Below are 23,471 nucleotides of genomic sequence, written 5' to 3'. Positions count from 1 at the left end.
GCTATTGTCCCCCCATGAAAAAGTTGCTCATCCTTTTGCTGGCGACACTGGGGCTGGCCCTGGCCCAGCCGCTGGGCAATGTGGCGATGGTCTTCAGTGAAGGGGCCAAAACCGATCCTACCTTCAACGGGGTGGCCTACGGCGCGGCCCTGCGCACGGTGCAGCAGTTCGGTGGACGCATGTTCGACTTTGAGCCCGCCGACCCCTCCCAGATTCCCTCGGCCATACGGCGCTTTGCCAGCGAGGGCTTCAGTCTGATCATCGGCCTGGGTTTTGCCACCGAACCGGGGGTTGCAGCGGCGGCCCGGGAGTTTCGCGAACAGCGCTTCGCCCTGATTGACACCGCGACCGAAGCGCCCAACGTGGCCTCCTACGTTTTCCGCGAGAACGAGGGCACCTACCTGGTGGGCTATATTGCCGGCCGCCTTAGCCAGACCGGGGTGGTGGGTTTTGTGGGGGGGATGGACATCCCCCTGATTCACAAGTTCGAGGTGGGCTACCGCGAGGGGGTTCGGCGGGCCTGCCCGACCTGCCGGGTGCTGGTGAACTACGTGGGCAACACCCCGGCGGCCTTCTCAGATCCGGCCAGGGCCAAAGAGATTGCCGCCGCACAGAAGTCCCAGGGGGCCGACATCATCTACGCCGCCGCTGGGGCCTCGGGGCTGGGGGTGTTCGACTACGTCAAACAGACCCGCTGCCTCAAGGCCAGCGAGCTGCCCAGGGGCCTGCGCTTCCGCAGCAACCCCTTTGCCAGCGTGCCCAAATACGAGGCCTACACCCGGGAGTGCGCCGGGGATACCCGACCGATGTTCTTCATCGGGGGCGACGGCAACCTGAACTTTTTGGGCGACACCGACAACAACCCCGCCACCCTCAACCACGCCCTCACCTGCATGCTCAAACGGGTGGATGTGGCGGCCCAGCGCGCGGTGGAGTCGGTGGCCCGCAACGCCTTCCAGGGTGGCCTGGTCAGCCTGGGGCTCAGGGAAAACGGCCTGGGCTACGCGCTGGATGCCTACAACCAGGCGCTCTTGCCCGAAAGCCTGCGCCGGGAAGTGAACGCCACCCGCCAGGCCATTGTGGCCGGGCGGATTGTAGTGCCGGACAGACGCTAGGCCCCGTAGGGCACCCAGATGTTCTTGACCTGGGTGGCCTGCCTGAGTGTTTCGTCTAAGTCGGGCAGGGGGCCGCTGGCGGGCAGCGTCCAGGTGCGCTTCATGTTGCCGGCGCTGGCCTTTTCCACCAGGGCCCAGCCGGCCTGGGGGCCGGCATACCAGAGGGCGTCCACGTCATCGTGCTCGGCTAGGGTCTGGGCCAGTTCGTCGCGCTCGCCGGTGACTATATTGAAGGTTCCAGCCGGGATGTCGGAGGTCTCCAGCACCTGGTAGAAGTCGGTGGCCGTGAGGGGGGCCAGGGGGGAGGGCACCACCACCAGGGTGTTGCCCATGGCCAGGGCGGTTGCGGCCAGCCGGGCCAGGGCCAGGAGGGGCCGGTCGTCGGGGCAGAGGATGCCCATCACGCCGATGGGCTCCGGGACGGCCAGGGTTACGTTGCGGATGGGGGTGTTGTGCACCACGCCCTCGTACTTATCGGCCCAGGCCGCGGCGGTGAAGAGGGCCTCGAGGGCCGCCTCGACCTCGGCGGTGCCATCCTGCCCGGTCTGCTGTGCGATGCGACGGGCGAACTCCTCGGCCCGCTCGGAGAGGTTCTCGGCCAGGAAGTACAGGATCTGGGCCTTGTTGTGGCCGCTGGTTTTGCGCCAGCCCTCCAAGGCTCCTCGAGCGGCCTCCACCGCGTTGCGGATATCCTTGCGGTTGCCCAGCCCCACCTCACCAATAAGGTGCCCATCGGGGTCGTACACCGGCTTGCTATAGCCGCTGTCGGGGCGCACTTGCTTACCGCCGATAAAGAGTTTGGCGGTGCGGTCAATGGGGGGCACGGCGGGCGCCGTCCGCGCGGCCTCGGTTTTCCTGGATGGGGGGCTGGCTTTCTGGCTTTTGGCGGCCTTACTCTCCGCGGTTTTTTTGACGTACTCCCACAGCCCTTCCTTGCCCCCCTCGCGCCCAAAGCCGCTCTCGCGGTAGCCGCCGAAGCCGCTGGCGGCGTCGAAGAGGTTGGTGCTGTTGATCCAGATGGTGCCGGCCTTGATCTGGGTGGCCACATCCAGGGCCAGGTTGATGTCCTCGCTCCAGATGGAGGCGGCCAGGCCGTAGCGGGTGTTGTTGGCCAGCCGGACAGCCTCCTCGGGGGTGCGGAAGGTGAGGGCGGCCAGCACGGGCCCGAAAATCTCCTCCTGGGCGATGGTGGAAGAAGGGGCCACCTCCGTGAAGAGGGTAGGAGGGTAGAAGCAGCCTTCGGCAGGAACAGCCCAGCTTGGCTGCCAGAGTTTGGCCCCTTCCTCCACGCCTTTTTGCACCAGTCGCTGGATTTTTTGTAACTGCACCGGTGCGATGATGGCCCCGATGTCCACCGCCTTGTCCAGCGGGTCACCCACCCGCAGTTTTTCCATGCGGGCGCGGAGCTTGGCGTACATCTTTTCGGCGATGCCCTCCTGTACCAGGAGCCTCGAGCCCGCGCAGCAGACCTGGCCCTGGTTGAACCAGATGGCGTCCACCACGCCCTCCACCGCGCTATCCAGATCGGCATCCTCGAAGACCACAAAAGGCGACTTGCCCCCGAGCTCGAGGGAGAGCTTTTTGCCGCTGCCGGCGGTGGCCTTTCGGATCAGGCGGCCCACCTCGGTTGAGCCGGTGAAGGCGATTTTGTCCACCCCAGGGTGCTCCACCAGGGCTGCACCGGTCTTCCCATCGCCGGTGATAATGTTCACCACCCCCGGCGGCAGGCTGATCTGCTGGCAAATTTCAGCGAACAGAAGCGCGGTCAGGGGGGTAAACTCGGCGGGCTTGAGCACCACCGTATTGCCCATAGCCAGCGCGGGGGCAATCTTCCAGGCCAGCATCAGCAGGGGAAAGTTCCAGGGGATGATCTGCCCCACCACCCCCAGCGGCCCATAGCCCGCCAGCTCGCTTTCCATGAGCTGCGCCCAGCCGGCGTGGTAGTAGAAGTGGCGGGCCACCAGGGGGATATCAATATCACGGGTCTCGCGGATGGGTTTGCCGTTGTCCAGGGTTTCCAGCACAGCGAACAGGCGGGCGTGCTTTTGAATCTGGCGGGCCAGGGCGTACAGGTAGCGGGCCCGCACATGGCCCTTGGTCTGGCGCCAGCTTGCAAAGGCCTTGCGGGCGGCCTTGACCGCCTCGTCCACGTCGGCGGCGCTGGCCTGGGCCACCTCGGCCAGGGGTTGGTTGTTGGCTGGGTTAATGGTGGTGAACCATTCCTGGCTGGCCGGGCTGCGCCAGCGGCCTCCAATAAAGAGCTGAAAACGGCCCTTGTGGGCTTTGATCCAGTCCAGGGCGGGTTGGGCCGCCTCGGGGGCGGGGCCGTAGGGGAGGGTTTCCATAAGTTCGGTAAGGGTCATGGGGGACTCCTGGGCTCGAGGGCGGTGTTGGCTTTTTACGAACGGGCTAGCCCAGCGGCTGGTACTGCATGGAGGCGTAGCGCCCGTAGGCGAAGTGCTCGAGCTGCCGTTCGATGTCGTTCAACAGGGCGCTGGCCCCAATCCGGAAGAGGTGGGGCTGCATCCATTCGTGGCCGAGTTCTTCTTTCATCAGAATCAGCCAGTCCAGGGCCTGCTTGGCGGTGCGGATGCCCCCGGCGGGTTTGAAGCCCACCTTGTAACCGGTCTGCTCGTAAAAAGCCCGGATGGCCCGCACCATCACCAGGCTGTTTTGCAGGGTGGCGTTGACGGCCTCTTTGCCGGTAGAGGTTTTGATGAAATCCGAACCGGCCTGCATGCACACCATACTGGCCTTGTAGACGTTTTTGAGGGTGCCCAGCTCGCCCACGGCCAGGATGCTTTTCATATGGGCCGGGCCGCAGGCCTCGCGGAAGTCGCGCACCTCCTGGTAGAGGGCTTTCCAGTTACCGGTTAGGACGTGGCGGCGCGAGATCACGATATCAATCTCGCGGGCCCCGGCGGCCACCGAGGCCTCGATCTCCTGTAGCTTGAGGCGGTGTGGGGTGAGGCCTGCCGGGAACCCGGTCGAGACCGCGGCCACCGGGATGCCGGAACCCTCCAGGGCCTCGACTGCGACGGGCACCATCTCGTGGTAGACGCAGACCGCGCCGGTGGTGAGCGGTAGGTGGGGCACCCCCAGGTCGCGCAGCAGCTCCGGGCGCACCGGCTGACGGGCCTTGGCGCACAGCCGCCGCACCGTGCCGGGGGTGTCGTCGCCCGAGAGGGTGGTGAGGTCAATGGTTCGGATGGCGTGCAGCAGCCAGGCGGCCTGCCAGGCTTTTTTGACCGTGCGGCGGGTGGGTAAGGTGGCGGCGCGACGTTCGACCGCGCTTTTGTTGACCAGGGCCCCCTCGAGGGCACCAGGGTCGAAGGGGGTGCCGGGGTTGCGCTCCGGCAGCGGGTGGGTGTGGGGTAGGGTTGCGGTTGCCATAGGATGGCCTCGAGTACAGCCGATTATAGCCTAGAGCGGTTTTCCGGAAGAACCCAGCCGCTCTAAAAAAGCGGGTGGAGCGCCTAATTTTGCCGGATGGGTTTTACGGGCGGGGCGGACTTTTGCTAAGCTTTGAATACCGCTCATAGGGAGTCTGCTCGATTGGGATTCGTTTCAGCCGGCCATGCTGCTCCCAAAACCGCGGTAGGTGAAGCATGGAAACCCTGGAAGCCGCTAAATGCCTGGTTTGTGGAGCGTTGCTGGAGGTGCCGGGCCCCTGGGTGGGCCTCGAGGTCGAGTGCCCGGAGTGCCAGGAGGTGCTGCGGGTGGTGGAGGTGCAACCGCTCAGGCTGTACTACGCTTTCGAATCCGACGAGGAGCCCATGCCGGATGAGTGACCCTTTTAGTTTGACCCCAGCACGATGACCACATCGTAGCCCGCGGGCTCGAGGCGTATGCGGGTTTGCAGGGGTAGGTGCAGCAGGTCGGCGTAGTCTCGAGCCAACACGAAGGCGGGGGATTCGCGCCCCACCACCGAAACCCCACTGCGCACCAAGACCACGCTCGAGCCCCCTACCTTCCCAAGCTGCAGCTCGGGTGGGGTCAGGCCCATCTCGATAAAGCCCTGCCGGTATCGTTCACCCAGCCCACTGCCGCTCCGATCGAGCAGAAGGGTTTTGAGGCCCAGGGCTTCCGCCTGCACCAGCCGGGCCATGACCTCGGTATCGGTGGTGCGGCCCAGCAGCCCGGCGATAAAAGAAGGCATGGCAGCCTGATCGGGGATCAGGTAGAGGCCCTCCTCCAGGGTGGGCAGGGTGGCGCTTTTCAAAGTCAGGTTGCGCAGGTTCGGGAGCAGGCGCAAAGCTTCGGAGAGGGGGAGGCTGGTCTCGATGGAGCCCCAGAGGGCGCTGGCAACCCCAGGTAAGCGCGGCCAGTAGCGGGGGTTCTGGGCTTTGCGAAGGGCCAGCTCCATCACCTCCCTGATGCGATCCAGCCGGCCCAGGTCGGTGCCCTCCCAACGCCGGAAGCGCATGTACTTGACAGCATCCTTGCCGTCGAGGTGCACCGGCCCTGCCGGGAAGTCGATGTAGAGCCCTGCGGCCCGGTCGGTGTACTTCATGGGCTGGGGCAGCACCACATCCACCCCGTCCACCGCGTCGACCAGCCTCATGACCGCTTCAAAGGTCAGGATCACATGATGCTCCACCGGTACACCCAGCAGGTTTTGCACGGCCATCTGCAGCCCTTTGCCTTTGCCCCCCCGCTCGTAGATGGTGTTAATCCGACCATCAAAATAACCTTCGGGGGTTTCGCCGCTGTAGTGTAAATCGCGGGGAATGGCCACAACGGTGGCCTCTGCCCCGCGCAGACGGACATAAAAGATGGTGTCGGTGCGGAGTCCTGGCCCGCAAGCGGTGTGATAGCCGCAGTACTCGGTGTCGCGGGCCGCCACCACCAGGCTGAGCTCCTCGTACGGGCCTCTGCCCTGGTCAGCGCCCTGCCACTGGGTCTCCACATCCCTGTGCTGCGGCCCGTAGGCCAGGGCCCAGGCGAGGACAAGCAGGGCCAGCCCTAGCCCAATTAACGAACCCCGCGGCCTGGGGCGGCGAACCGACGAAGCGGTTCCAGGGCGGTGGGGGCTGGGCGGTTGTGCCATGACCAAAGATTACAAAATCGAGTGAGCAGCAGAGCGTGGGTAACAGGGCTGTAGCGGCGCGGTGTGCCTAGCGGTCGCCTGGCTTTCGCTGCAGGGCTTGATAGGCAGCCCAGGTGCGGGGATGCGGTGTAATGCCCTTCTTTTGCAGGTAATCAACCTTGCAAACGACGGCCTTTTGGTAGGCCTCCTCGAGCCTGCCGCTAAGTGCCATCTCCCGGATTTCATGATTGACCCCGCGGCCCGGCTCCGAGACATCGGCGATGTAGAGGGCCATGCCGATCCCGTGGTCGGGACGAACCCCATAGACATGGCCCTCGATGGCCTCGAGCACCTCCTCGTCCTCTATGCCCCAGGCCTCGGCCAGCCGGCGGCCCGCCCGCCCGTGCAGGGCCAGGGGATGGTTGCGCTCGATCTCGTTCTCTGGGGTGGCCAGCTCCAGCAAGCGTTCGGCGCTTAGATCGCGCGCGGCGTCGTGCAGGATGGCAGCCAGGTAGGTTTTTCCCTCGTCAAGCCGGTTGGCCCGGGCAATTTGAGCCGCCAGCTCGGCGACCCGCAGAATATGCTCATAGCGCTCGGGCTTGACCAGCCGGCGCACCTTCTCGGCGTAATCAGCGACAGCGCTCGTGCGTATCAAAGTTAAGCCTCCGCCGAGGGCGGGAGCAGGTATTGGAGACTCCTGCCCATCCGCAACAGAGAGCCTACCACATTTGTAAAAATTTCCAAGGCGGCAGGCCTTGGCGGGGAACGGCGCGCTTCTGCGGCCTGCTGGCCAATCCGATTTTCCAGAAGCGAACCGGCACTTGAAACATTTGTCCCTAGCCGCTATAGTTGACAGTTGGCTGGGTCAAAAGACCCGAGCCGTTTGATTGGATTGCACATGCATCCCAGACGGCTAACTGGAGTGTGGTCATGTACGCAATTATCAAAACCGGTGGTAAACAGTACCGCGCAGAGGCAGGCAGCCGGCTGCGTGTGGAGAAGCTCGAGGCCAACCCCGGCGATACCGTGGAGTTTGAGGCGCTGATGCTGGGGGGCGAGAAGACCGTGATCGGCAGCCCCACCGTACCCGGCGCCAAGGTGGTGGCCGAGGTGGTCGAGCATGGTAAGGGCAAAAAGGTGGTGGTGGCTAAGTTCAAAGCCAAGGTTCAGTACCGCCGCAAGCGGGGCCACCGCCAGCCCTATACCGAGATTCTTGTAAAGGAGATTCGCGCTTAGCTGAGGCGCTCTCCCGAAGGAGCACACGATGGCACATAAAAAGGGTCTGGGTTCAACCAAAAACGGGCGCGACAGCCAAGCCAAGCGCCTGGGCGTCAAGCGCTTCGAAGGTCAGGTGGTCAAGGCTGGTAACGTGCTGGTGCGCCAGCGCGGCACCAAGTTCCGCGCCGGTGCGGGGGTGGGTCAGGGCCGCGACTACACCCTGTTTGCCTTGATCGACGGTGTGGTGGAGTTTGCCGATAAGGGCCGCAAGGGCCGCTTTGTGCTGGTAAGGCCCCTGGAAACGGCCCAGGCTGGGGATTAACCTTACTCTGCGCCGGAGGCGGGAGCCTGCGCTTCTGGCCTCCGGTTTTTGATTTATGTTCAGGGATGTGCTCGAGATCAGCGTGGCCGCCGGGCGCGGGGGCGACGGCTGTATCAGCTTTTGGCGCGAGAAGTACATCGCCAAAGGGGGCCCCGACGGCGGCGACGGGGGGGATGGGGGCTCCGTCATCCTGCGGGCGCTGGCGCAGGTAGATTCGCTTTCGAACCTTTCCAAGCGGGTCTACAAGGCCGAAAACGGCCAGCACGGCATGGGCAAGGGGCTTTTTGGTAAGTCGGGCAAAGACCTGATTATCGAAGTCCCGCGGGGAACCCGGGTCTACGATGCCGAGACCGGCGAACTGCTGGCCGACCTGGTGGAGGAGGGCCAGACCTTTGTGGCCGCGCGGGGTGGACGGGGCGGCTGGGGGAACCCGCGCTTTGTGACCCCCACCCGGCAGGCGCCCCGCTTTGCCGAGGCCGGCGAGGAGGGCGAGAAGCGCAAGCTGCGCCTCGAGCTGATGCTCCTGGCCGATGTGGGCCTGGTGGGCTACCCCAACGCCGGCAAGAGCAGCCTGCTGGCCGCCCTGACCCACGCCACCCCCAAGATTGCCAGCTACCCCTTCACCACCCTTTCCCCCAACCTGGGGGTCATCGAGCGCGACCTCGAGCGCATCACCATGGCCGACATCCCCGGCATCATCGAAGGGGCCGCGCAGGGCCGGGGCCTGGGCCTCGAGTTTCTGCGCCACATCGCCCGGACTCGAGTGCTGCTGTACGTGCTCGATGGCGCCGATCAGCCGGTGCAAACCCTGCACACCCTGCAGGCCGAACTGCGGGCCTACAACCCCGAACTGCTGCAGCGCCAGGCCCTGATCGCCCTCAACAAAACCGACCTGCTCACCCCGGAAGAGGTGCAAACCCTGGTGGGCGAACTCAGCCGAACCGGCCTGCCGGTGCTACCCATCTCCACCCAGAGCAAGGCCGGCTTGCCCGAGCTGGTCGAGGCCCTATTTGCCCTGGTGCAGGCCGCGCCCAAGCCCAAATTGGAAGCCCCCAAGCCCAAGCCCGAGCCCGCCGATTACATCAAGGTAACCCAGGTGGAAGAAGGGGTGTTCGAGCTCGAGGCCCCCCAGGTGCAGCGCCACCTCGACCGGCTCAAGGGCGATATGATGGAGGCCGCAGGCTACCTGCAGGAACTTTTCAAGCGCTACCGGGTTGAACAAGCCCTCAAGGCCCATGGGGTTCGGGCGGGCGATACGGTGCGCTTTGGCTCGCACGAGTTTGAGTACATCCCTGAGGTTCGATAGCCTGCTCTTTACTTGTGTACAATGAGGTCGAATGGTTCAAGCCATTGATACCCAAAGACTCATCCACCTGGTCAAGGAAGCCCTGGAGGACAAGAAAGCCGAGAATGTGGTGGTGCTGGATCTGACCGGCGTCTCCGACACGCTCGATTACTTTGTGATTGCGACCGGGACTTCCCAGCCCCACCTGCAGGCCCTCGAGCGGGCTGTGCGGGAAAAGCTACTCGAAGACGAAGGCATCCGGGCTAACAACGTCGAAGGCCCCAGTCCACGCTGGGTGCTCCTCGACTATGGCCCGGTGCTGGTGCATCTGATGAGCGCGGAGGCCCGCGAATACTACGATCTAGAGGGTTTCTGGGCCGATGCAAAGCGCATATAGCGGGACAGCGCCTAGGGCTTGGCCCTGGGTGGGTTGTTGCGCGAGCTGGCCTGGGTTGGTTGGTAGTTGCGAATGGGGCCAAAGATGAACCTGTTGAATACGATATAGGCGGCAAGGTACGTTCCCATCTGCACCCAGAAATTATTGAACAGCGTGACCCCGTTGCTGCCCAGGATGGTCATAAGCAGGGAGAGGGGCATCACCACGATAAAAGCCCGCAACAGCAGGCTGGGAAAGATGCGCAGCATGTCCCGACCGGAGAGCGGCACCCGCTGCTGAGCTTTGCGTTTGAGCTTTTCTTCCCGGCGCTTCTTGCCCATGTGCTCGAGTTTAAACCCTGGCCCCCGTTGAGGCCAGGGGTGGGGGTTCTGCAAGTTAACCCCACCAAATGCTATACCCAATCGCGGGGCTTTGTTTATTTGTTTATTTGATGTGGGCCAGGTTAGGGTGGTGTCATATACTCATGAGCGTGGGTTTGAGTTGGATGCCGGCAGCACGGTAAGGCCGATTTTTAAATGAGCACTTATTGTAGCGATGGCCTTATGGTAGCTGTCGGTGTGCACCAACAAGGTTAACCCGTTGATCTGCTAACACAGAGGGAGCTTTAAGATGAGTGCTACGCAAACCCCTACGCCCATTGCTGATATGCTGCGCAGCATGGTGCAGGCTCGAGCCTCGGATATCCATTTGCAGGCTGGGGCGCCGCCTACGGTGCGCATTGATGGCAAACTTAAACCCTTTGGGAGCAAGGTGCTCTCGCCGGAAGATGTAGAAGCCATCGTGCGCAGTCTGCTAAACCCCATGCAGCTCGAGGAGCTCGAGTACAAAAAAGAGATGGACTTTGCCTATACGGTGCCGGGCCTGGCGCGTTTCCGTTGCAACCTGCTGCACCAACGGGGTAGCTTCGGGCTGGTGATGCGGGTGGTGGCCGAGACCATTCCAAGCTTCGAGGCCCTGGGGTTACCCCGTCCGGTGATGGAAGACCTGGCCTCCAAAGAGCGCGGATTGATACTGGTGACCGGCCCTACCGGCTCAGGCAAGTCCACCACCCTGGCGGCCCTCATCGACCACATCAACCTGCACTATCCCAAAAACATCATCACCATTGAAGACCCCATCGAGTTTCTGCACAAGCATAAGAAAAGCCTGGTGGTGCAGCGCGAGGTGGGGGTGGATACCGACTCGTTTAGCTCCGGCCTCAAATACGCCATGCGGCAGGATCCGGATGTGATTTTGATCGGTGAGATGCGCGACCGCGAAACGGTGGAGGCGGCGATTATGGCAGCCCAGACCGGCCACCTGGTGCTGTCCACCCTGCACACCCTGGATGCGGTGCGCACCATCAACCGTATCATCGACTTTTTCCCCCTACACGAACACCTGCAAATTCGCATTCTGCTGGCCGAGTCGCTTCTGGGCATCATCTCGCAGCGCCTGCTGCCCCGCGCCGACGGTCACGGTCGGGCGCTGGCCCTGGAAATACTCCTCGCCACGCCTTTTGTGCGCGACCTCATTAAGGACGAAAACAAGACGCCCCAGATCAAGGATGCCATGATACAGGACAATCTGCGCGGCATGCAAACCTTTGATCAACACCTGGTTGAGCTTTACAGCCAGGGCCACATCAGCCTCGAGGATGCCGAAGGCTCGGCCACCAGCCCCCACGAGCTCAGGTTGATGCTTACCAAAGCCACCGGCCGGGCTTTCTAGGGGGCTTGGGAACAACGGAATGCCAGTGCTGGTGAACTAACCGCAATAAGGAACCCTCGAGGGTCGCTTCGTACAGGGGAGTTTAGACTTGTCAAAGTGAACGAAACTACCGGAATGCTTTTCTACTCCCTTCGGTCGGCTTGAATCCTTCACCTCTGACTGCGCAGGGCGGTGAAGGATTCAAGCAAAAACGGTATGAGGTGGCCTATCGGGCAGCTTGCTGGATGGCTTCTACCGCCTGGGGGTTCTCCAGCGCCGAGAGATCGCCGGGGTGCTGGCCCAGAAAGGCGGCCCGTATCACCCGGCGCATCACCTTGGCGTTGCGGGTTTTGGGTAGATCGGGCACAAACAGTATGCGTTCGGGTTTGAGGGCCTTGCCCAGGCGCTGGGTGATGGTTTCGCTGATGGCCTGCTCGAGGTCGGGGCTGGGGGTATGGCCGCTGCGCAGCACCACGAATAGCACCGCGGCCTCGCCCTTTACCGGGTGCGGTATGCCGATGGCGGCGGCTTCTTTTACGCTGGGGTGCTCCACGGCGGCGCTTTCGTACTCGGCGGGCCCCACCCGCTTACCGGCGATTTTGAGGGTGTCGTCGCTCCGGCCCTGAATCATCCAGTGCCCCTCTCGATCCAAAATGGCCCAGTCGCCGTGCACCCAGACGTTTTCAAAGCGTTGCCAGTAGGTTTCGAGGTAACGCTCAGGCGCTTTCCAGAAGCCCTTGGTCTGGCCCGGCCAGGGGGCCAGCACCGCTAACTCGCCCACCTCGTCCCGCACGGGCTTGCCCATGCCATCGAGCACTTCGGCGTGCATGCCGGGTACCGCGGTGTTGAAGCCCATGGGCTTAATGGGTCGCCAGGCTGTGCACCCCAGGATGCCGCCACCAACCTCGGTGCCCCCGGAGTAGTTGATGATGGGAACCCGGCCCTGGCCCACAGTCTTGAAGAACCAGAGGTAGGGCTCGAGGTTCCAGGGCTCGCCGGTAGAGCCCAGCATGCGCAAGCTGGACAGGTCGTGCTGGCGTACCCAGTCATCCCCCAGGGGCATCAGGGCCCGCACCAGGGTGGGGGAGAGGCCCAGGTGGGTTACCCTGTGTCGCTCGCAAAGGGCCCACAAGCGGCCTGGATCCGGGTAATCGGGGGCCCCTTCGTACAGCAGCACCGTACCGCCGATGGTAAGAGCGCCTAGAATGGCCCACGGCCCCATCATCCAGCCCATGTCGGTGAACCAGAACAGGGTTTCGTGCTGACGCAGATCGAAGAGGTGGGCCATGTCCTGGGCGGCTTTAATGGGAAAGCCAGCATGGTAGTGCACGGTGCCCTTGGGTTTGCCGGTGGTGCCGGAGGTGTAGATCAGCATGAACGGATCCATGCTGTCCATGGGTTGGTATGCTGCGCTCGAGGGCTGGCCGAGGACGTGCTTGTCCCAGGCCACTTCGTTGGCGGCCAGGGGCACGTCCCCAAAGCGGCGCACCACCAGCAGCTTCTCTACGCTTGGCGAAAGGGCTGCGGCGCGGCGGGCGTTGTTCAGAAGATCAACCCGGCTGCCCCTCCGGTAGAAGCCATCCGCGGTGATGACCAGCCTGGCCCCGGCATCCTGCAGCCGGGTGGCCGCTGCTTCGGGGGCGTAACCGGAGAAGATGGGTACAAAGATGGCCCCAATTTGTGCCACGGCCAGGGCGCTGATGGCGGTTTCGGGCAGCATGGGCAGAAACAGGCCTACCCGGTCGCCTTTCTGGATGCCCAGGGCCTCGAGCGCGTGGGCGGCCTGGGCCACGGCGGCCTCGAGCTCCCCGTAGCTCAAGCGCGCTACGGCCCCCTCTTCCCCTTCCCAGATCAGGGCCGGGGCGTCTTTGCGGGTTCTGGCATGATGCAGGGCGTTGTAAGCCAGATTGAGCTGCCCGCCCACAAACCACCGGGGCCACTGCGGGCCCTGGGAGGTGTCCAGCACCTGCCGGTAAGGGGTCAACCACTCAAGGCCCAAAAGCTGCAGGGTGGCCTCCCAAAAAGCCTCGGACTGCTCGATGCTGAAGCGGTAAAGGGCTTCATAGCTATCCAGGCCCAGGTGCTTTAGCAGGGCTTCTATGTGGCTGCCGCGGGTGTACGCATCGGAGGGAAACCAGATGGGGTTGCTCATAACAGGCCTCGCTTTGCTTGCCCATAGTTTATCGGCCGAAGCCGGTAAGGGGTTGCGCGCAAGGGGCCTGGCTTTTGATAAAGCGCCGCGCTTCTATTTTTTGCGAAACAGGCCAAACAGCCCTTTGCTTTTGGGGGGCTTGCTCTCTGGACTGCTTTTGCCAGGGTCAGGGCTGGCCTCGGCCTGGGGGTTGCCTTGCACGATCTGTAGAAAAGCTTTAGGGGTTGCGCGGATGGCGGGGTCTTTGGCCAGAAGGTTGCGAACGATCCGGTCGAGGTGGGGTGGAAGGTTGGTGGGTGGGGGCAGCTTGTGCAGGTGGGCGTGGGTGATTTCTTCCAGGGTCTCCCCCACAAAGGGCCGTTTGCCTACCAGCAGCTCAAAGGCCATCACCCCAAACGAGTAAGCGTCCGAGGCGGGGGTGGCGGGCTCCCCCAGAAACAGCTCCGGGGCCATGTAGAAGGGGCTGCCGGCCCGCTCTAAGGGTTTGGGGTTTTCGCGGGTTTTGGCCACGCCAAAGTCGCCGAGCTTGAACAGCATACCGTCGATGAAAATGTTCGACGGCTTGACATCCTGGTGGATGATACCCCGGTCGTGAAGATAGATGAGGGCCTGGGCGACCTGGCTCAGGCAGTCGAGGGCCACCTCCCGGCTGAGGGGGCCTTTTTTGAGCCTGTCCTCGAGGGTACCCTCTTCGAAGTACTCCAGCGCCAGGAAAGCCCCTTCCCCCTCGGGGCGCCCCGAGAGCCCCCGCACCAGGTTGGCGTGGTTAAGGGTAAGCGACAGGGCCACTTCCTGCGCAAAGCGCTCGGTGAGGGCCCGGTCGGTGCGCACCTCGCGGCGCGGCACCTTGAGGGCTACCTTGGTGCCGTCGGGGGCACGGGCCAGATACACCTGGGATGACCGCCCCAGGCCCAAGAGCATCTCGAGCTTGTAGTGTTGTCGGGTCAGTCGGCGATAGTCCATGGGTTTCTGGGGGTTTGGAGCCATGGTAATTACTATGAAAGGGTCAGGTGTTCACCAGGGGCCAGGGCCTGGCCCCCCACCCCCAGCCGGCCCGCCTGCTGCACAAAGGCCGCGCCATCCTGGGCGATGAGGGGGAAGGTGTTGTAGTGCACCGGCAGCACCTGCTTGGCTCGAGTCAGCTCGAGGGCCTTGAGGGCATCGTCCGGCCCCATGGTGAAGTGGTCGCCAATGGGCAGAACAGCCAGATCGAGGCTGTACTGGGCTACCAGGGTCATATCGCTGAATAGGGCGGTATCCCCTGCGATGTACAGGCGCTTACCGCCCAGCTCGAGCACGAGCCCCTGGGCCAGGCCGCCGTAGGTTCCATCCGGAAAAGAAGAGGAGTGCCAGGCCGGGAACCACTTGAGCCACCCGCCTTTGAACCGGTAGGTGCCGCCCAGGTTCATGCCCACCCCTTTGGCGCCCTGTTTTTCGGCATAGCTCACAATCTCGTAGTTGGAGATAATGGGGGCTCCGGTGCGCTGGCTAATGGCCACGCTGTCGCCGTAGTGATCGCCATGGGCATGGGTCAGCACCACCAGATCGGCCTCTACCTGATCGGCTGAGAGGGCTGCCTTGGGATTTCCGGTGAGGAAAGGGTCTACCAGTATGCGGGTGGTGCCGTCGCTGATGAGTAGGGCTGAGTGTCCTAGGTAGCGTACCTCGACCATGGTTCGACCTCCGACGCGTTAACTAGTATATGTCCGAAGCTGGGTTTGGGCTTGCCGGGCTTTAGGCCTGGACAAGCTGCTGGAGAACCCGTTCTACGTTCCGCTCGAAAGCGGCCTCGGCCAGGCGCCCCAGGGCCCGTCCCCCCCATTTTTCGCCTTGGGGCAGGGTGGCGTGGATGCGGAGGGTGAGCTGATAGGCGATGCCCCCCTCCACCACCTCGCCATGGCCCTCGAGCTCGGCCCAGAAGGCCGGGGGTTCGGGGAGGGGCAGGGCCTCGAGGCGCGCTGCAAGGCCCTGTGGATGAATACGGCTCTGGAAGGGAAACTGGATTTCGCCAAACAGCGGGGCCTCGGCCACCAGGTAACCCCGCAGGGTGGTGTCCTGGCGGGTTAGCTCACCGAACGGGGGCTTGCCACCGAAGACCTGCTCGGGCTGGAGCAGGTGCGCGGGGGGCGCTGGTAGTTTAAGGTGGAAGGTTTTTTCCAGTACCATCTAGTTGACCCACTCGACCCGTAGTTGCCCGGACTGTGCGAGTTGCTCGATTTCTTCGTCGGTTACGTTGCGGAGGCGTGCCAGGTGGCTGAACTCGGGGGCGGCGGAGGCCAGGCCCACCCGCACCACCAGCACCTCCTCGGCCTCGGCCTTGCCGATGCGCCAGACTAGATGATTTCCCAGCCGCTCGAGCAGGTCGTCCATAGACATTAGGGTATCGCCCGCAAGGGCTTTGGGTAAAGAGAGGCGGGTAACCAAGGGTAAACTAGTCCGGTGGAAGCGATTGTGTTGGCGGGGGGTAATGCCGATGACCCCCTGGCCCAGAAGTTCGGCGTAGCCAGCAAAACCCTGGTGCCTTACCGGGGTCGCCCGCTGGTGGAGTACACCCTCGAGGCCCTGGTACAAGCAGGGCTGGAAGTTATTTTGGTCGGGCCGTCCGTGCCCTTGAACCCCCCACCCCAACGGGCCCTGCCCGACCAGGGCGGCTTGCTGGCTAACCTCGAGGCCGGGATTAATGCCGCCCAGGGTAGCAAGGTGCTGGTGGCTACCGGCGACATGCCCTTTTTGCAGGAAGAGGCGGTGCGCTGGGTGCTGGAAAATGCACCCCAGGCGGGCTTCGTCTATACTATTGTTGCCCGGCCCACCATTGAGCAGCGCTTCCCGGGGATGCGCCGCACCTACGCCCGCGTCCGCGAGGGCTACTTTACCGGGGGCAACCTGGTCATCATCGACAGAAAGCTCTTTTTTACAGCCCTGCCTTTGCTCAAGCAAGCCCTGGAACTGCGTAAAAAACCCCTGGCCCTGGCCCGGATGATTGGGCTGGGCACCCTGGTCAAGGTGCTTTTGGGCCAGGCTGACATCGTCGGGCTCGAGGCCAGGGTCTCGCGAATTATCGGGGTTCCAGCCAAAGCCCTCATCACCCCCTACGCTGAAATAGGCATAGATATCGATAAAGAGGAGGATCTTCGGTGGTTGACTTAAGGGTAAGGGCCGCCGGGGTCTGGAGCCACCCCGCCAGGGGGATGTAGACTGGAGGCTAGATGCGAACTGTTCGCGACTTACGCCTGGCCGGTCTGATTGCTTACCTTGCTGCGCTGATTGCGGGGCTGATGGTCTCGGGGCTTATACACTGGGCCCTGGGCGGACGGGGGCAGTTTGGCTGGGAGGGCTTTAACTTCTTTGGCGTCCTCGAGGGTCTGGCTTTCTTGCTGGTCTTTACCGTTAGCCTCCTTATTGCTAAAAGAGCAGTTAAGGTAACCACCACCACCCTGCTTTCCGCGGGTATATTTGTACCCACTTCGGCCCGTAAGCTGGCTAGACCGGTGCCGGTAATTAGCGCGCTACAGTCCTTCGAGGGGAGTATCGCAGTACTGCTCGAGGACGGTCATCCGGTGGGCGTTATCGGTATGGCCGACTCGTTGGTTCCCTGGGACGAAGCCCCGGTGGTCTCCGGTGAAACCGCTGCGAGTGAGCTGGGGTCGCTATTTCGCCAGCACCCGATTGTGTTTGTGGCCGATGGCGATACGGTGCACGGCATGGTTACGCGGGAACGCTACTTCAAATACCTGGGAGCAAGGTAGCTGGGGTGGTTTGGTAATACCGGCAGTCTGCTGCGGCTGGCTTCTGGTTGGCTATATAAACATAGCCGGCCCTCGGGTTGGCGTATTCTAAGATTGACAACTGGAGACGCGCATGAGCAAAGCACCCGATATTGTAGACCTGCTCAATCTGGCTGTAGATCGCAGCGCCTCGGACCTGGTTATCACGGTGGGCCTTCCCCCCATGGTAAAAATTGACGGGGAGTTTCATCCCACCGAGTTTGAACCCCTCACCCCTCAGGAAACCCGGCGCCTGACCTATGCCCTGATGGACGAGAAGCAGCAGCGGGTTTTTGAGGAAGAAAAGGAGCTTGACTTCTCCTTTAGCCTTCCGGGTAAAGGCCGCTTCCGCGTCAACATCTTTTTGCAGCGCGGTAGTGTGGGTGGGGTGCTGCGGGTGGTGCCCTCCAATGTCAAGAGCTTTGAGGAGCTGGGGCTACCCAAGACCGTGGCCGATATTGCCATGAGCCCCCGCGGCCTGGTGCTGGTTACTGGCCCTACCGGCTCGGGCAAGTCCACCACCTTGGCCTCCATGATCGACTACATCAACGAGCGTAAGCGCTGCCACATCGTAACCATCGAAGACCCCATCGAGTTCTTCCACCGCCACAAGTCCTCCATCATCAACCAGCGCGAGATTGGCTCCGATACCCACGGCTTCGACAAGGCCCTGCGCTCGGTGCTGCGGCAGGCCCCCGATGTGATCCTGGTGGGGGAGATGCGCGACTATGAGACCATTTCGGCTGCCATCACCGCCGCCGAGACCGGGCACCTGGTTATGGGCACGCTGCACACCAATAGCGCCCCCGAGACCGTCGACCGCATTATTGACGTCTTCCCGGAGTCTCAACAGGAGCAGGTACGGGTGCAGCTCTCCAACAACCTGGTTGCAGTGCTCACCCAGCAGCTTCTGCCCAAAGCCTTTGGCGGTGGACGGGTGCTGGCCTACGAGCTCATGGTGGCCACCCCGGCGGTGCGGGCGTTGATCCGCGAAGGCAAGAGCCACCAACTGGTCAGCGTGATTCAAACTGGGGGCCAGTACGGCATGATTACCATGGATGCCAACCTGGCCGACCTGTACAAGCGCAAGCTGATTACCTACGAGATGGGCCAGTCGCGCGCTGTAGACCCCAAGGAGTTTGCGCGCCTGGCCAATGCCGGTGGCCCCGCACCCCAGACGGCCGGTGTGCGCCGCCCCTAAGGACTTATAAAAGTGAGGGGGTGTGGGGAGCTATTAAACCCATCCCTTTCAGAGATGGGAAGGAGTCACAGACATGCCGCCACGCCCGGCGTGCATGGACTCCCCCACATCCGCCCCTGGCGGATATGGCATGGTGAGCGGCTAGGGACTGAATGGTCTTGCACAAGGTTTACCGCTTCCGCATGCAACCCACCCAAGCCCAAAGCGAGGCTTTGCTTCGCACGGCTGGGAGTACGCATCGTAGGCAGTCCTCGTTGAACCAAGAATCCACGGGCTTTAGAAAAAAGAGGGGGTGTGGGGGAGCTATAATCCCCCGGTTTTCAAACCGGGGATACATGGACTCCCCCACGTCCGCCGGAGACCGCAGGCACGTTTTTGTGGGCGAGGTGCGCGAAAGGCTGATGCAGGTATTCCGGGAGACCTGCTTGATGAGGGACTGGATAGTCCTCGGGTTGGAAGTCATGCCCGACCACGCTCACCTGTTTGTGTCTGTGCCCCCGAAGTGGTCGCCTTCTTTCTACGTGGGCAGCGCCGGGAATATCTCAGCCCAGACTATTCAGCGCTACATCGAGTTGCAACGCAAGCATCAGGTGGACGAGGATGCATAAAGCCTTCAAGTACCGCCTCTACCCCACCCAGCCCCAGCAAAAAGACCTGGAGCGCACCCTCTCGCTGTGCCGCCACCTCTACAACGCGGCCTTGCAGGAGCGCCGGGAGGCCTACCGCAAGGCAGGCCAGAACGTGACCTACTACGAGCAGAAGCGCTCGTTGGTGGAGATACGGGCCGAGTTGCCGGAGTACCAGCGCATCCACTCCCAGGTTTTGCAAAATGTCATCGAGCGGGTGGACAAAGCCTTCCAGGGCTTCTTCCGGCGGGTCAAGCAGGGGCAAACCCCCGGCTACCCCCGCTTCAAGGGGAAGGAGCGCTACGACTCGTTCACCTTCCCCCAGGCCGGGACTACCGGGGTCAAACTCCAGGCGGGCGGGAAGCGGGTACTCATCTACGGCATCGGCTCGGTCAAGTGTAAGTTCCACCGCCCGCTCGAAGGAAAGGTCAAGACCGCAACGGTAAAGCGGGAGGGAGAACAGTGGTACATCGTTTTTACCTGTGAGGTGGAGTCCAGGCCCCTTCCCCCCAATGACCAGGCCATCGGGATAGACCTGGGTACGAACCCCCACTTCCTCATCACCTCGGAGGGGGAGATGGTCGAGGCCCCCCGATACTTTCAGAAGGCTCAGGCCAAACTTGCCAGAGCCCAACGCGGCCTGTCCAGGAAGAAGCGGGGTAGTTCTCGCCGTAAACAGGCCAGAAGGCGGGTTGCTAGGCTGCACCGCAAAATCGCCAACCAACGCAAAGACTTCCACCACAAGGTGGCAAGGAGGCTGGTCAACCAGTATGGCACCATCGTGCATGAAGACCTGAACATCCTCGGCCTGGCCCGTTCTCGCACCGCTAAAGGAGTGCTGGATGCGGGCTGGGCGGCTTTTCTGCAAATCCTCGCCTACAAAGCGGAAGAGGCTGGTAGGCGGGTAGTGGGGGTAGACCCCAAATATACCAGCCAGGACTGCCCGGTGTGCGGGCGCCGGGAGAAGAAACCCTTGTGGGTCAGGGAGTTCACCTGCCCCGCTTGTGGGGCCTCTCTTCATCGGGATGTGGCTGCTGCACTGAATGTCCTGGTCAAGGCTCGGACGGAGCCTTCGGGGATGGGTACGGCGCGGGCCGTCCCGTGAGAACCGAGAAGCCCCGTTCTTCAGAACGGGGAGTCGTCACTCGTGGGAGTGTCAAGACTGGCTAAGGAAACCGGTCGAAGGGGGTGTATGGCCTGCTCTGAAGAGACCTTACGTGCGTTTTTCTCCCGTCCCGAGAACTATGTGAACCTGTCCCTGGAGGCCATTATCGAGCGCATTGGGCCTTTCAGCCAGTACGACGACTGGGACTGGGGGCGCGAGGTATACGACTGGAAACGGCCCCACCTGCGCATCCGGGTGGTGATGCGCGGTGGTTATGTAAAAGCGGTGGAAGAACTCGACCCGCAGGATAACAGCCGTTATGGCACCACCCTGCGGGTTTTATGGGGGGATGTTTCGCCTTAGGCAGCGGCTCAGTCCAGAAGCCCTGAGCGCGCTAGCAAGGCCCTGGGGTCGGGGTCGCGCCCCAGGAAGCGCCGGAAGAGCTCGGCGGGGTCAGCGGAGTTGCCTTTGCTCAAGATGTGGGTGATGAAGTCTTCGCCGGTCTGGCGGTTGAAGATGCCCTCGGCCTTGAAGCGCGAGAAAGCGTCAGCATCGAGCACCTCCGACCATTTGTAGGAGTAGTAGCCTGCCGCATAGCCCACCGGGTGCCCGAACAGGTGGGCAAACCCGGCCACAAAGGCATAGTCCTGGGGTAGTGGGGCCGGCATGAAGGGCTGCATGACCTGCCGGGCGTAGGCGACCACATCGCCGTCGCTGGGGGTGTAGTGAACGTGCAGGGCCAGATCCACCGTGCCGAAGGCCAGTTGGCGCATGCCCAGGTTGGCGGCCCAGTAGTTTTTGGCTCGCAGCATCTTCTCAAAAAGCTCGTCGGGGATGGGTTCGCCGGTCTGGTAATGCCGGGCAAATAGGTCGAGGGCTTCGCGCTCCCAGCACCAGTTTTCCATAATCTGGCTGGGCAGCTCGACAAAGTCGCGGGCCACCTGGGTGCCCACCAGGCTGCGGGCTTCCACGCTCGAGAGCGCCAGGTGCAGCAGGTGCCCAAACTCGTGAAAGATGGTTTCCACCTCGCGGTGGGTGAGCAAAGCGGGCCGGTCGCCCACCGGGGGGGTGAGGTTGCCGCACATCAGGCCCAGGTGGGGCTCGGTGGCATTACCATTGCGCACGCCGCGGATGAGGGTGTTCATCCAGGCCCCGCCGCGCTTGTTTTCGCGGGGGTGCCAGTCGGTGAAGAAGCGGCAGATGCGCCGGCCTTCCCGGTAGATCTCGTAGGTTTTGACCTCGGGGTGCCAGGTCTCCACGCCCGTTACTTCCCGCACCTCGAGGCCGAAGACCCGCCGCACGATCTCGAAGAGTCCCTCGAGCACCTGCGGTAGGGCAAAGTAGGGCCGCAGTTCTTCTTCGTCGAAGTCGTAGAGGGCTTTGCGCTGCTTCTCGGCGTAGTAGGCAATGTCCCAGGGCTCCAGCGGGGGGGCCTGGGGGCCCTCGAGCTCCCGGCGGAAGGCCTCGAGGGTGGCCAGCTCTTTCTTGAAATGGGGCTCGTAGGCAGCTTTGAGGTCTTGCTCGAAGCGCAGGGCGGTCTCGGCCTTGCCGGCCATGCGGTTTTCCAGCACGTAGTCGGCAAAGTTGGCGTAGCCCAGCAACTCGGCCTTTTCGCGGCGCAGGGCCAGAATTTCATCAATCAAGGGCCGGTTGTCGCGGCCTGGCTCGGTCGCCCGGCGGTGGTAGGCCAGGTAGACCTGCTTGCGAATTTCGGCGTCGTCCAGGTAGGTTTGCAGGGCCAGGTAGCTGGGCTGTTGCAGGGTGAAGCGGTACCCCTCGCGGCCTTTGGCGCGGGCGCTCTGGCGGGCGGCCTCGAGGGCGCTGGGGGGCAGGCCCGCCACCTGGCTTTCGTCCAGGTACAGCTCCCAGTCGGCGGTGGAGTCGGTGAGGTTTTGCTCGAACTGGGCGGTGATCTCCGAAAGCCGGGTGTTGAGGGCCTCGAGGCGGGCTTTCTTTTCGGGGGGCAGATCGGCCCCCTGGCGGCGGAACTCATCCAGGCGCAGCTTGAGGAAGCGGGCCCAGTCGGGGCTGAGCTGGCTGGCCTCGGGGGTGGCGGCGAAGTCCTTGAGGGCCTGGTAGAGCTCGGCGGAAATCTGCACCTTGGTGCTGAAGGCGGTAATGGGCGGGATGATGGCTTTGTAGGCTGCGCGGAGCTCGGGGGTGGAAGCCACGCTCTCGAGGTGCGCCACCAGCGTAAAGGCGTAGCTGAGCCCCTCGCCCAGCCGATCCAGGGGGAGCAGGGTGTTCTCGAAGGTGCGGGGGCCCTCTACCCGCAGGATGGCCTCGAGCTCGGCCTCGGCCTGGGCCAGGAGGGTCTGGATGGCTGGTTCGATGTGCTCGGGGCGGATCTGGCTAAAAGGGATATCGTAGCGCACTTCCAGCAAAGGGTTCTCCGACATAGCGCCCAGTATAAATGGGGCTAGGAGCGGAGAATGTGCCCTGCCTAGGCGTAACTTTGTACGGCCCGGATGACCGCCTCGAGCTGGGCCTCCTCCAGAAAGGGGTGCATGGGCAGGCTCAGCACCTCGCGGGCGGCGGCCTCGGCGGCTGGAAGGGAGCCTGCCGGGGCCAGCTCGCGGTAGGCCGGCTGGAGGTGGGCTGGCAGCGGGTAGTGCACGCTGCTGCCGATGCCCTGCTGCTTCAGGTGGGCGGCCAGCCGGTCGCGTTCGGGGTGGCGCACCGTGTACTGGTGGTAGACGTGCAGGGCGTAGGGCATCTCGCAGGGGGTCTGGAGGTGGTTTTTGAGGTGTTCGTTGTAGATCTGGGCAATCTGGCGGCGGCGGGCGTTCCAGGTCTCCAGATGGGGCAGCTTGACCCGCAGAATGGCGGCCTGGAGGCTGTCGAGCCTCGAGGTGTAGCCGGCCGGGCGCACATGGTGGTAGCGCTCCTTGGAGCCGTGCACGGCCAGCAGGCGGGCCTCCTCGGCGATGGCCGGGTGGTGGGTGGCGATAAAGCCGCCGTCGCCATAGGCCCCCAGGTTTTTGGTGGGGTAGAGGCTAAACGCCCCCGCATCACCCAGGGTACCGGCCTGGGCGGGCGGCTGGCCCGGGGCGCAGTAGCGGGCCCCGATGGCCTGGGCTGCATCCTCCAGCACCTTCAGGCCGTGCTTTTGGGCAAAGTTCAGCAGCTCGCCCATGGGGGCCACCTGGCCGTACAGATGAACCGGCAGGATGGCCCTGGTGCGCGGGGTGAGGGCAGCCTCGAGCAGGGCCGGATTGAGGTTAAAGTTGCGGGGGTCGATGTCCACCAGCACGGGGCGGGCCCCCACGTGCTGGATGGCCTCGAGGGTGGCGATAAAGGTAAAGGGCGTGGTGATCACCTCATCCCCCGGCCCCAGGCCCATGGCCCGCAAGGCGATGACGAGGGCATCGGTGCCGGAGCCGCAGGAGATCACGTGGGGGACGCCCAGGTAGGCGGCCAGCTCCTCCTCCAGGGCGGCGACCTCGGCCCCCCCCACGAAGGCCCCCGAGGCCAGCACGCGGGCCAGGGCGGCGTCAACCTCGCTTTTCAATTCCAGATACTCACGTTTAAGGTCAAGAATGGGTACCATTCAAAACACCTGCTCCAT

At 63.3% G+C, this 23,471-nt stretch carries 25 protein-coding genes; 13 read left to right on the top strand and 12 right to left on the bottom strand.

The annotated features are described in order from the left end of the window. The first annotated feature begins 14 nt into the window (after positions 1 to 14). A complete protein-coding gene (locus tag MRUB_RS11270; protein ID WP_013014485.1) occupies positions 15 to 1,115 on the top strand; it encodes a BMP family lipoprotein in 1,101 nt (366 codons plus the stop codon). Here the strand turns inward: MRUB_RS11270 and MRUB_RS11265 are convergent. Both MRUB_RS11265 and deoC read right to left on the bottom strand, forming a co-directional pair. Then, entirely contained in the window at positions 1,112 to 3,478 is a 2,367-nt protein-coding gene (locus tag MRUB_RS11265; RefSeq protein WP_013014484.1) for an aldehyde dehydrogenase family protein, read from the bottom strand. The genes MRUB_RS11270 and MRUB_RS11265 overlap by 4 nt on opposite strands. 46 nt (positions 3,479 to 3,524) lie before the next feature. Further along, positions 3,525 to 4,508 carry a deoxyribose-phosphate aldolase gene (gene deoC, locus MRUB_RS11260; RefSeq protein ID WP_013014483.1) on the bottom strand — a complete coding sequence of 328 codons (984 nt, stop codon included), beginning with the start codon at positions 4,506 to 4,508 and terminating at the stop codon, positions 3,525 to 3,527. A gap of 215 nt (positions 4,509 to 4,723) precedes the next feature. On the opposite strand from deoC, the gene MRUB_RS11255 reads away from it, so the two are divergent. Next, positions 4,724 to 4,906 carry a hypothetical protein gene (locus MRUB_RS11255; RefSeq protein ID WP_013014482.1) on the top strand — a complete coding sequence of 61 codons (183 nt, stop codon included), beginning with the start codon at positions 4,724 to 4,726 and terminating at the stop codon, positions 4,904 to 4,906. A gap of 5 nt (positions 4,907 to 4,911) precedes the next feature. Here the strand turns inward: MRUB_RS11255 and MRUB_RS11250 are convergent, their stop codons facing one another. Both MRUB_RS11250 and yqeK read right to left on the bottom strand, forming a co-directional pair. After that, on the bottom strand, positions 4,912 to 6,165 hold the full coding sequence (locus MRUB_RS11250) for an LCP family protein (protein ID WP_013014481.1): 1,254 nt from the start codon (positions 6,163 to 6,165) through the stop codon (positions 4,912 to 4,914). 67 nt (positions 6,166 to 6,232) lie between these two features. Further along, positions 6,233 to 6,799 carry a bis(5'-nucleosyl)-tetraphosphatase (symmetrical) YqeK gene (gene yqeK, locus MRUB_RS11245; RefSeq protein ID WP_013014480.1) on the bottom strand — a complete coding sequence of 189 codons (567 nt, stop codon included), beginning with the start codon at positions 6,797 to 6,799 and terminating at the stop codon, positions 6,233 to 6,235. A 275-nt stretch (positions 6,800 to 7,074) separates the two neighbouring features. Here yqeK and rplU point away from each other — a divergent pair, with 275 nt between their 5' ends. From rplU to rsfS, 4 genes are read left to right on the top strand one after another with little or no spacing between them, the layout of a single operon-like run. Beyond that, positions 7,075 to 7,380 carry a 50S ribosomal protein L21 gene (gene rplU, locus MRUB_RS11240; RefSeq protein WP_013014479.1) on the top strand — a complete coding sequence of 102 codons (306 nt, stop codon included), beginning with the start codon at positions 7,075 to 7,077 and terminating at the stop codon, positions 7,378 to 7,380. Between the two features lie 28 nt (positions 7,381 to 7,408). Further along, complete coding sequence (gene rpmA, locus MRUB_RS11235) at positions 7,409 to 7,684, top strand: 50S ribosomal protein L27 (RefSeq protein WP_013014478.1); 276 nt, start codon at positions 7,409 to 7,411, stop codon at positions 7,682 to 7,684. Between the two features lie 55 nt (positions 7,685 to 7,739). After that, positions 7,740 to 8,990, top strand: coding sequence for a GTPase ObgE (gene obgE, locus MRUB_RS11230; RefSeq protein WP_013014477.1), 1,251 nt, complete (start codon positions 7,740 to 7,742; stop codon positions 8,988 to 8,990). Between the two features lie 31 nt (positions 8,991 to 9,021). Next, positions 9,022 to 9,366 carry a ribosome silencing factor gene (rsfS, locus tag MRUB_RS11225; RefSeq protein WP_013014476.1) on the top strand — a complete coding sequence of 115 codons (345 nt, stop codon included), beginning with the start codon at positions 9,022 to 9,024 and terminating at the stop codon, positions 9,364 to 9,366. Positions 9,367 to 9,377: 11 nt separating this feature from the next. Here the strand turns inward: rsfS and MRUB_RS11220 are convergent, their stop codons facing one another. Continuing rightward, the gene (locus tag MRUB_RS11220) at positions 9,378 to 9,686 is read right to left on the bottom strand and encodes a hypothetical protein (protein WP_013014475.1); all 309 of its coding nucleotides are present in this window, start codon (positions 9,684 to 9,686) and stop codon (positions 9,378 to 9,380) included. A 289-nt stretch (positions 9,687 to 9,975) separates the two neighbouring features. Here MRUB_RS11220 and MRUB_RS11215 point away from each other — a divergent pair, with 289 nt between their 5' ends. Then, positions 9,976 to 11,076, top strand: coding sequence for a type IV pilus twitching motility protein PilT (locus MRUB_RS11215; protein WP_013014474.1), 1,101 nt, complete (start codon positions 9,976 to 9,978; stop codon positions 11,074 to 11,076). 205 nt (positions 11,077 to 11,281) lie between these two features. On the opposite strand, the gene MRUB_RS11210 is transcribed toward MRUB_RS11215, so the two are convergent. The 5 genes from MRUB_RS11210 to MRUB_RS11190 all read right to left on the bottom strand — a co-directional run bounded on the left by MRUB_RS11210 (position 11,282) and on the right by MRUB_RS11190 (position 15,583). Further along, positions 11,282 to 13,207 carry an AMP-binding protein gene (locus tag MRUB_RS11210; protein ID WP_013014473.1) on the bottom strand — a complete coding sequence of 642 codons (1,926 nt, stop codon included), beginning with the start codon at positions 13,205 to 13,207 and terminating at the stop codon, positions 11,282 to 11,284. Positions 13,208 to 13,300: 93 nt separating this feature from the next. Then, positions 13,301 to 14,170, bottom strand: coding sequence for a serine/threonine-protein kinase (locus MRUB_RS11205; protein ID WP_036198543.1), 870 nt, complete (start codon positions 14,168 to 14,170; stop codon positions 13,301 to 13,303). 32 nt (positions 14,171 to 14,202) lie between these two features. Continuing rightward, positions 14,203 to 14,880 carry a metal-dependent hydrolase gene (locus tag MRUB_RS11200; protein ID WP_013014471.1) on the bottom strand — a complete coding sequence of 226 codons (678 nt, stop codon included), beginning with the start codon at positions 14,878 to 14,880 and terminating at the stop codon, positions 14,203 to 14,205. Positions 14,881 to 14,941: 61 nt separating this feature from the next. Further along, positions 14,942 to 15,373, bottom strand: coding sequence for a DUF3809 family protein (locus MRUB_RS11195; protein ID WP_013014470.1), 432 nt, complete (start codon positions 15,371 to 15,373; stop codon positions 14,942 to 14,944). After that, positions 15,374 to 15,583, bottom strand: coding sequence for a DUF3248 domain-containing protein (locus MRUB_RS11190; protein ID WP_013014469.1), 210 nt, complete (start codon positions 15,581 to 15,583; stop codon positions 15,374 to 15,376). A gap of 63 nt (positions 15,584 to 15,646) precedes the next feature. On the opposite strand from MRUB_RS11190, the gene MRUB_RS11185 reads away from it, so the two are divergent. The 6 genes from MRUB_RS11185 to MRUB_RS11160 all read left to right on the top strand — a co-directional run bounded on the left by MRUB_RS11185 (position 15,647) and on the right by MRUB_RS11160 (position 20,266). After that, a complete protein-coding gene (locus MRUB_RS11185; protein ID WP_015586782.1) occupies positions 15,647 to 16,354 on the top strand; it encodes a nucleotidyltransferase family protein in 708 nt (235 codons plus the stop codon). A 59-nt stretch (positions 16,355 to 16,413) separates the two neighbouring features. Beyond that, complete coding sequence (locus MRUB_RS11180) at positions 16,414 to 16,953, top strand: hypothetical protein (RefSeq protein ID WP_013014467.1); 540 nt, start codon at positions 16,414 to 16,416, stop codon at positions 16,951 to 16,953. Positions 16,954 to 17,065: 112 nt separating this feature from the next. Then, positions 17,066 to 18,172 (top strand): type IV pilus twitching motility protein PilT, encoded by a 1,107-nt coding sequence (locus MRUB_RS11175; RefSeq protein WP_013014466.1) that lies wholly within the window; start codon positions 17,066 to 17,068, stop codon positions 18,170 to 18,172. Positions 18,173 to 18,324: 152 nt separating this feature from the next. Beyond that, positions 18,325 to 18,780 (top strand): transposase, encoded by a 456-nt coding sequence (locus tag MRUB_RS16280; protein WP_156113857.1) that lies wholly within the window; start codon positions 18,325 to 18,327, stop codon positions 18,778 to 18,780. Further along, complete coding sequence (locus MRUB_RS11165) at positions 18,773 to 19,903, top strand: RNA-guided endonuclease InsQ/TnpB family protein (protein ID WP_013014464.1); 1,131 nt, start codon at positions 18,773 to 18,775, stop codon at positions 19,901 to 19,903. Before MRUB_RS16280 ends, MRUB_RS11165 begins: the two co-directional genes overlap by 8 nt. Before the next feature lie 87 nt (positions 19,904 to 19,990). Further along, positions 19,991 to 20,266, top strand: a complete 276-nt coding sequence (locus MRUB_RS11160) for a hypothetical protein (protein ID WP_013014463.1) — start codon at positions 19,991 to 19,993, stop codon at positions 20,264 to 20,266. Positions 20,267 to 20,274: 8 nt separating this feature from the next. On the opposite strand, the gene MRUB_RS11155 is transcribed toward MRUB_RS11160, so the two are convergent. Together MRUB_RS11155 and MRUB_RS11150 are read right to left on the bottom strand one after the other, a co-directional pair. Further along, positions 20,275 to 22,302, bottom strand: a complete 2,028-nt coding sequence (locus MRUB_RS11155) for a M3 family metallopeptidase (RefSeq protein WP_013014462.1) — start codon at positions 22,300 to 22,302, stop codon at positions 20,275 to 20,277. Between the two features lie 44 nt (positions 22,303 to 22,346). Continuing rightward, the gene (locus tag MRUB_RS11150) at positions 22,347 to 23,453 is read right to left on the bottom strand and encodes a DegT/DnrJ/EryC1/StrS family aminotransferase (protein ID WP_013014461.1); all 1,107 of its coding nucleotides are present in this window, start codon (positions 23,451 to 23,453) and stop codon (positions 22,347 to 22,349) included. Between the last annotated feature and the right edge of the window lie 18 nt (positions 23,454 to 23,471).

The sequence above is a fragment of the Meiothermus ruber DSM 1279 genome, from assembly GCF_000024425.1.
Classification (GTDB): Bacteria; Deinococcota; Deinococci; order Deinococcales; family Thermaceae; genus Meiothermus; species Meiothermus ruber.
The sequence above is the reverse complement of the archived record's forward strand: the minus strand, read 5'-3'. Positions and strand labels throughout refer to the sequence as shown.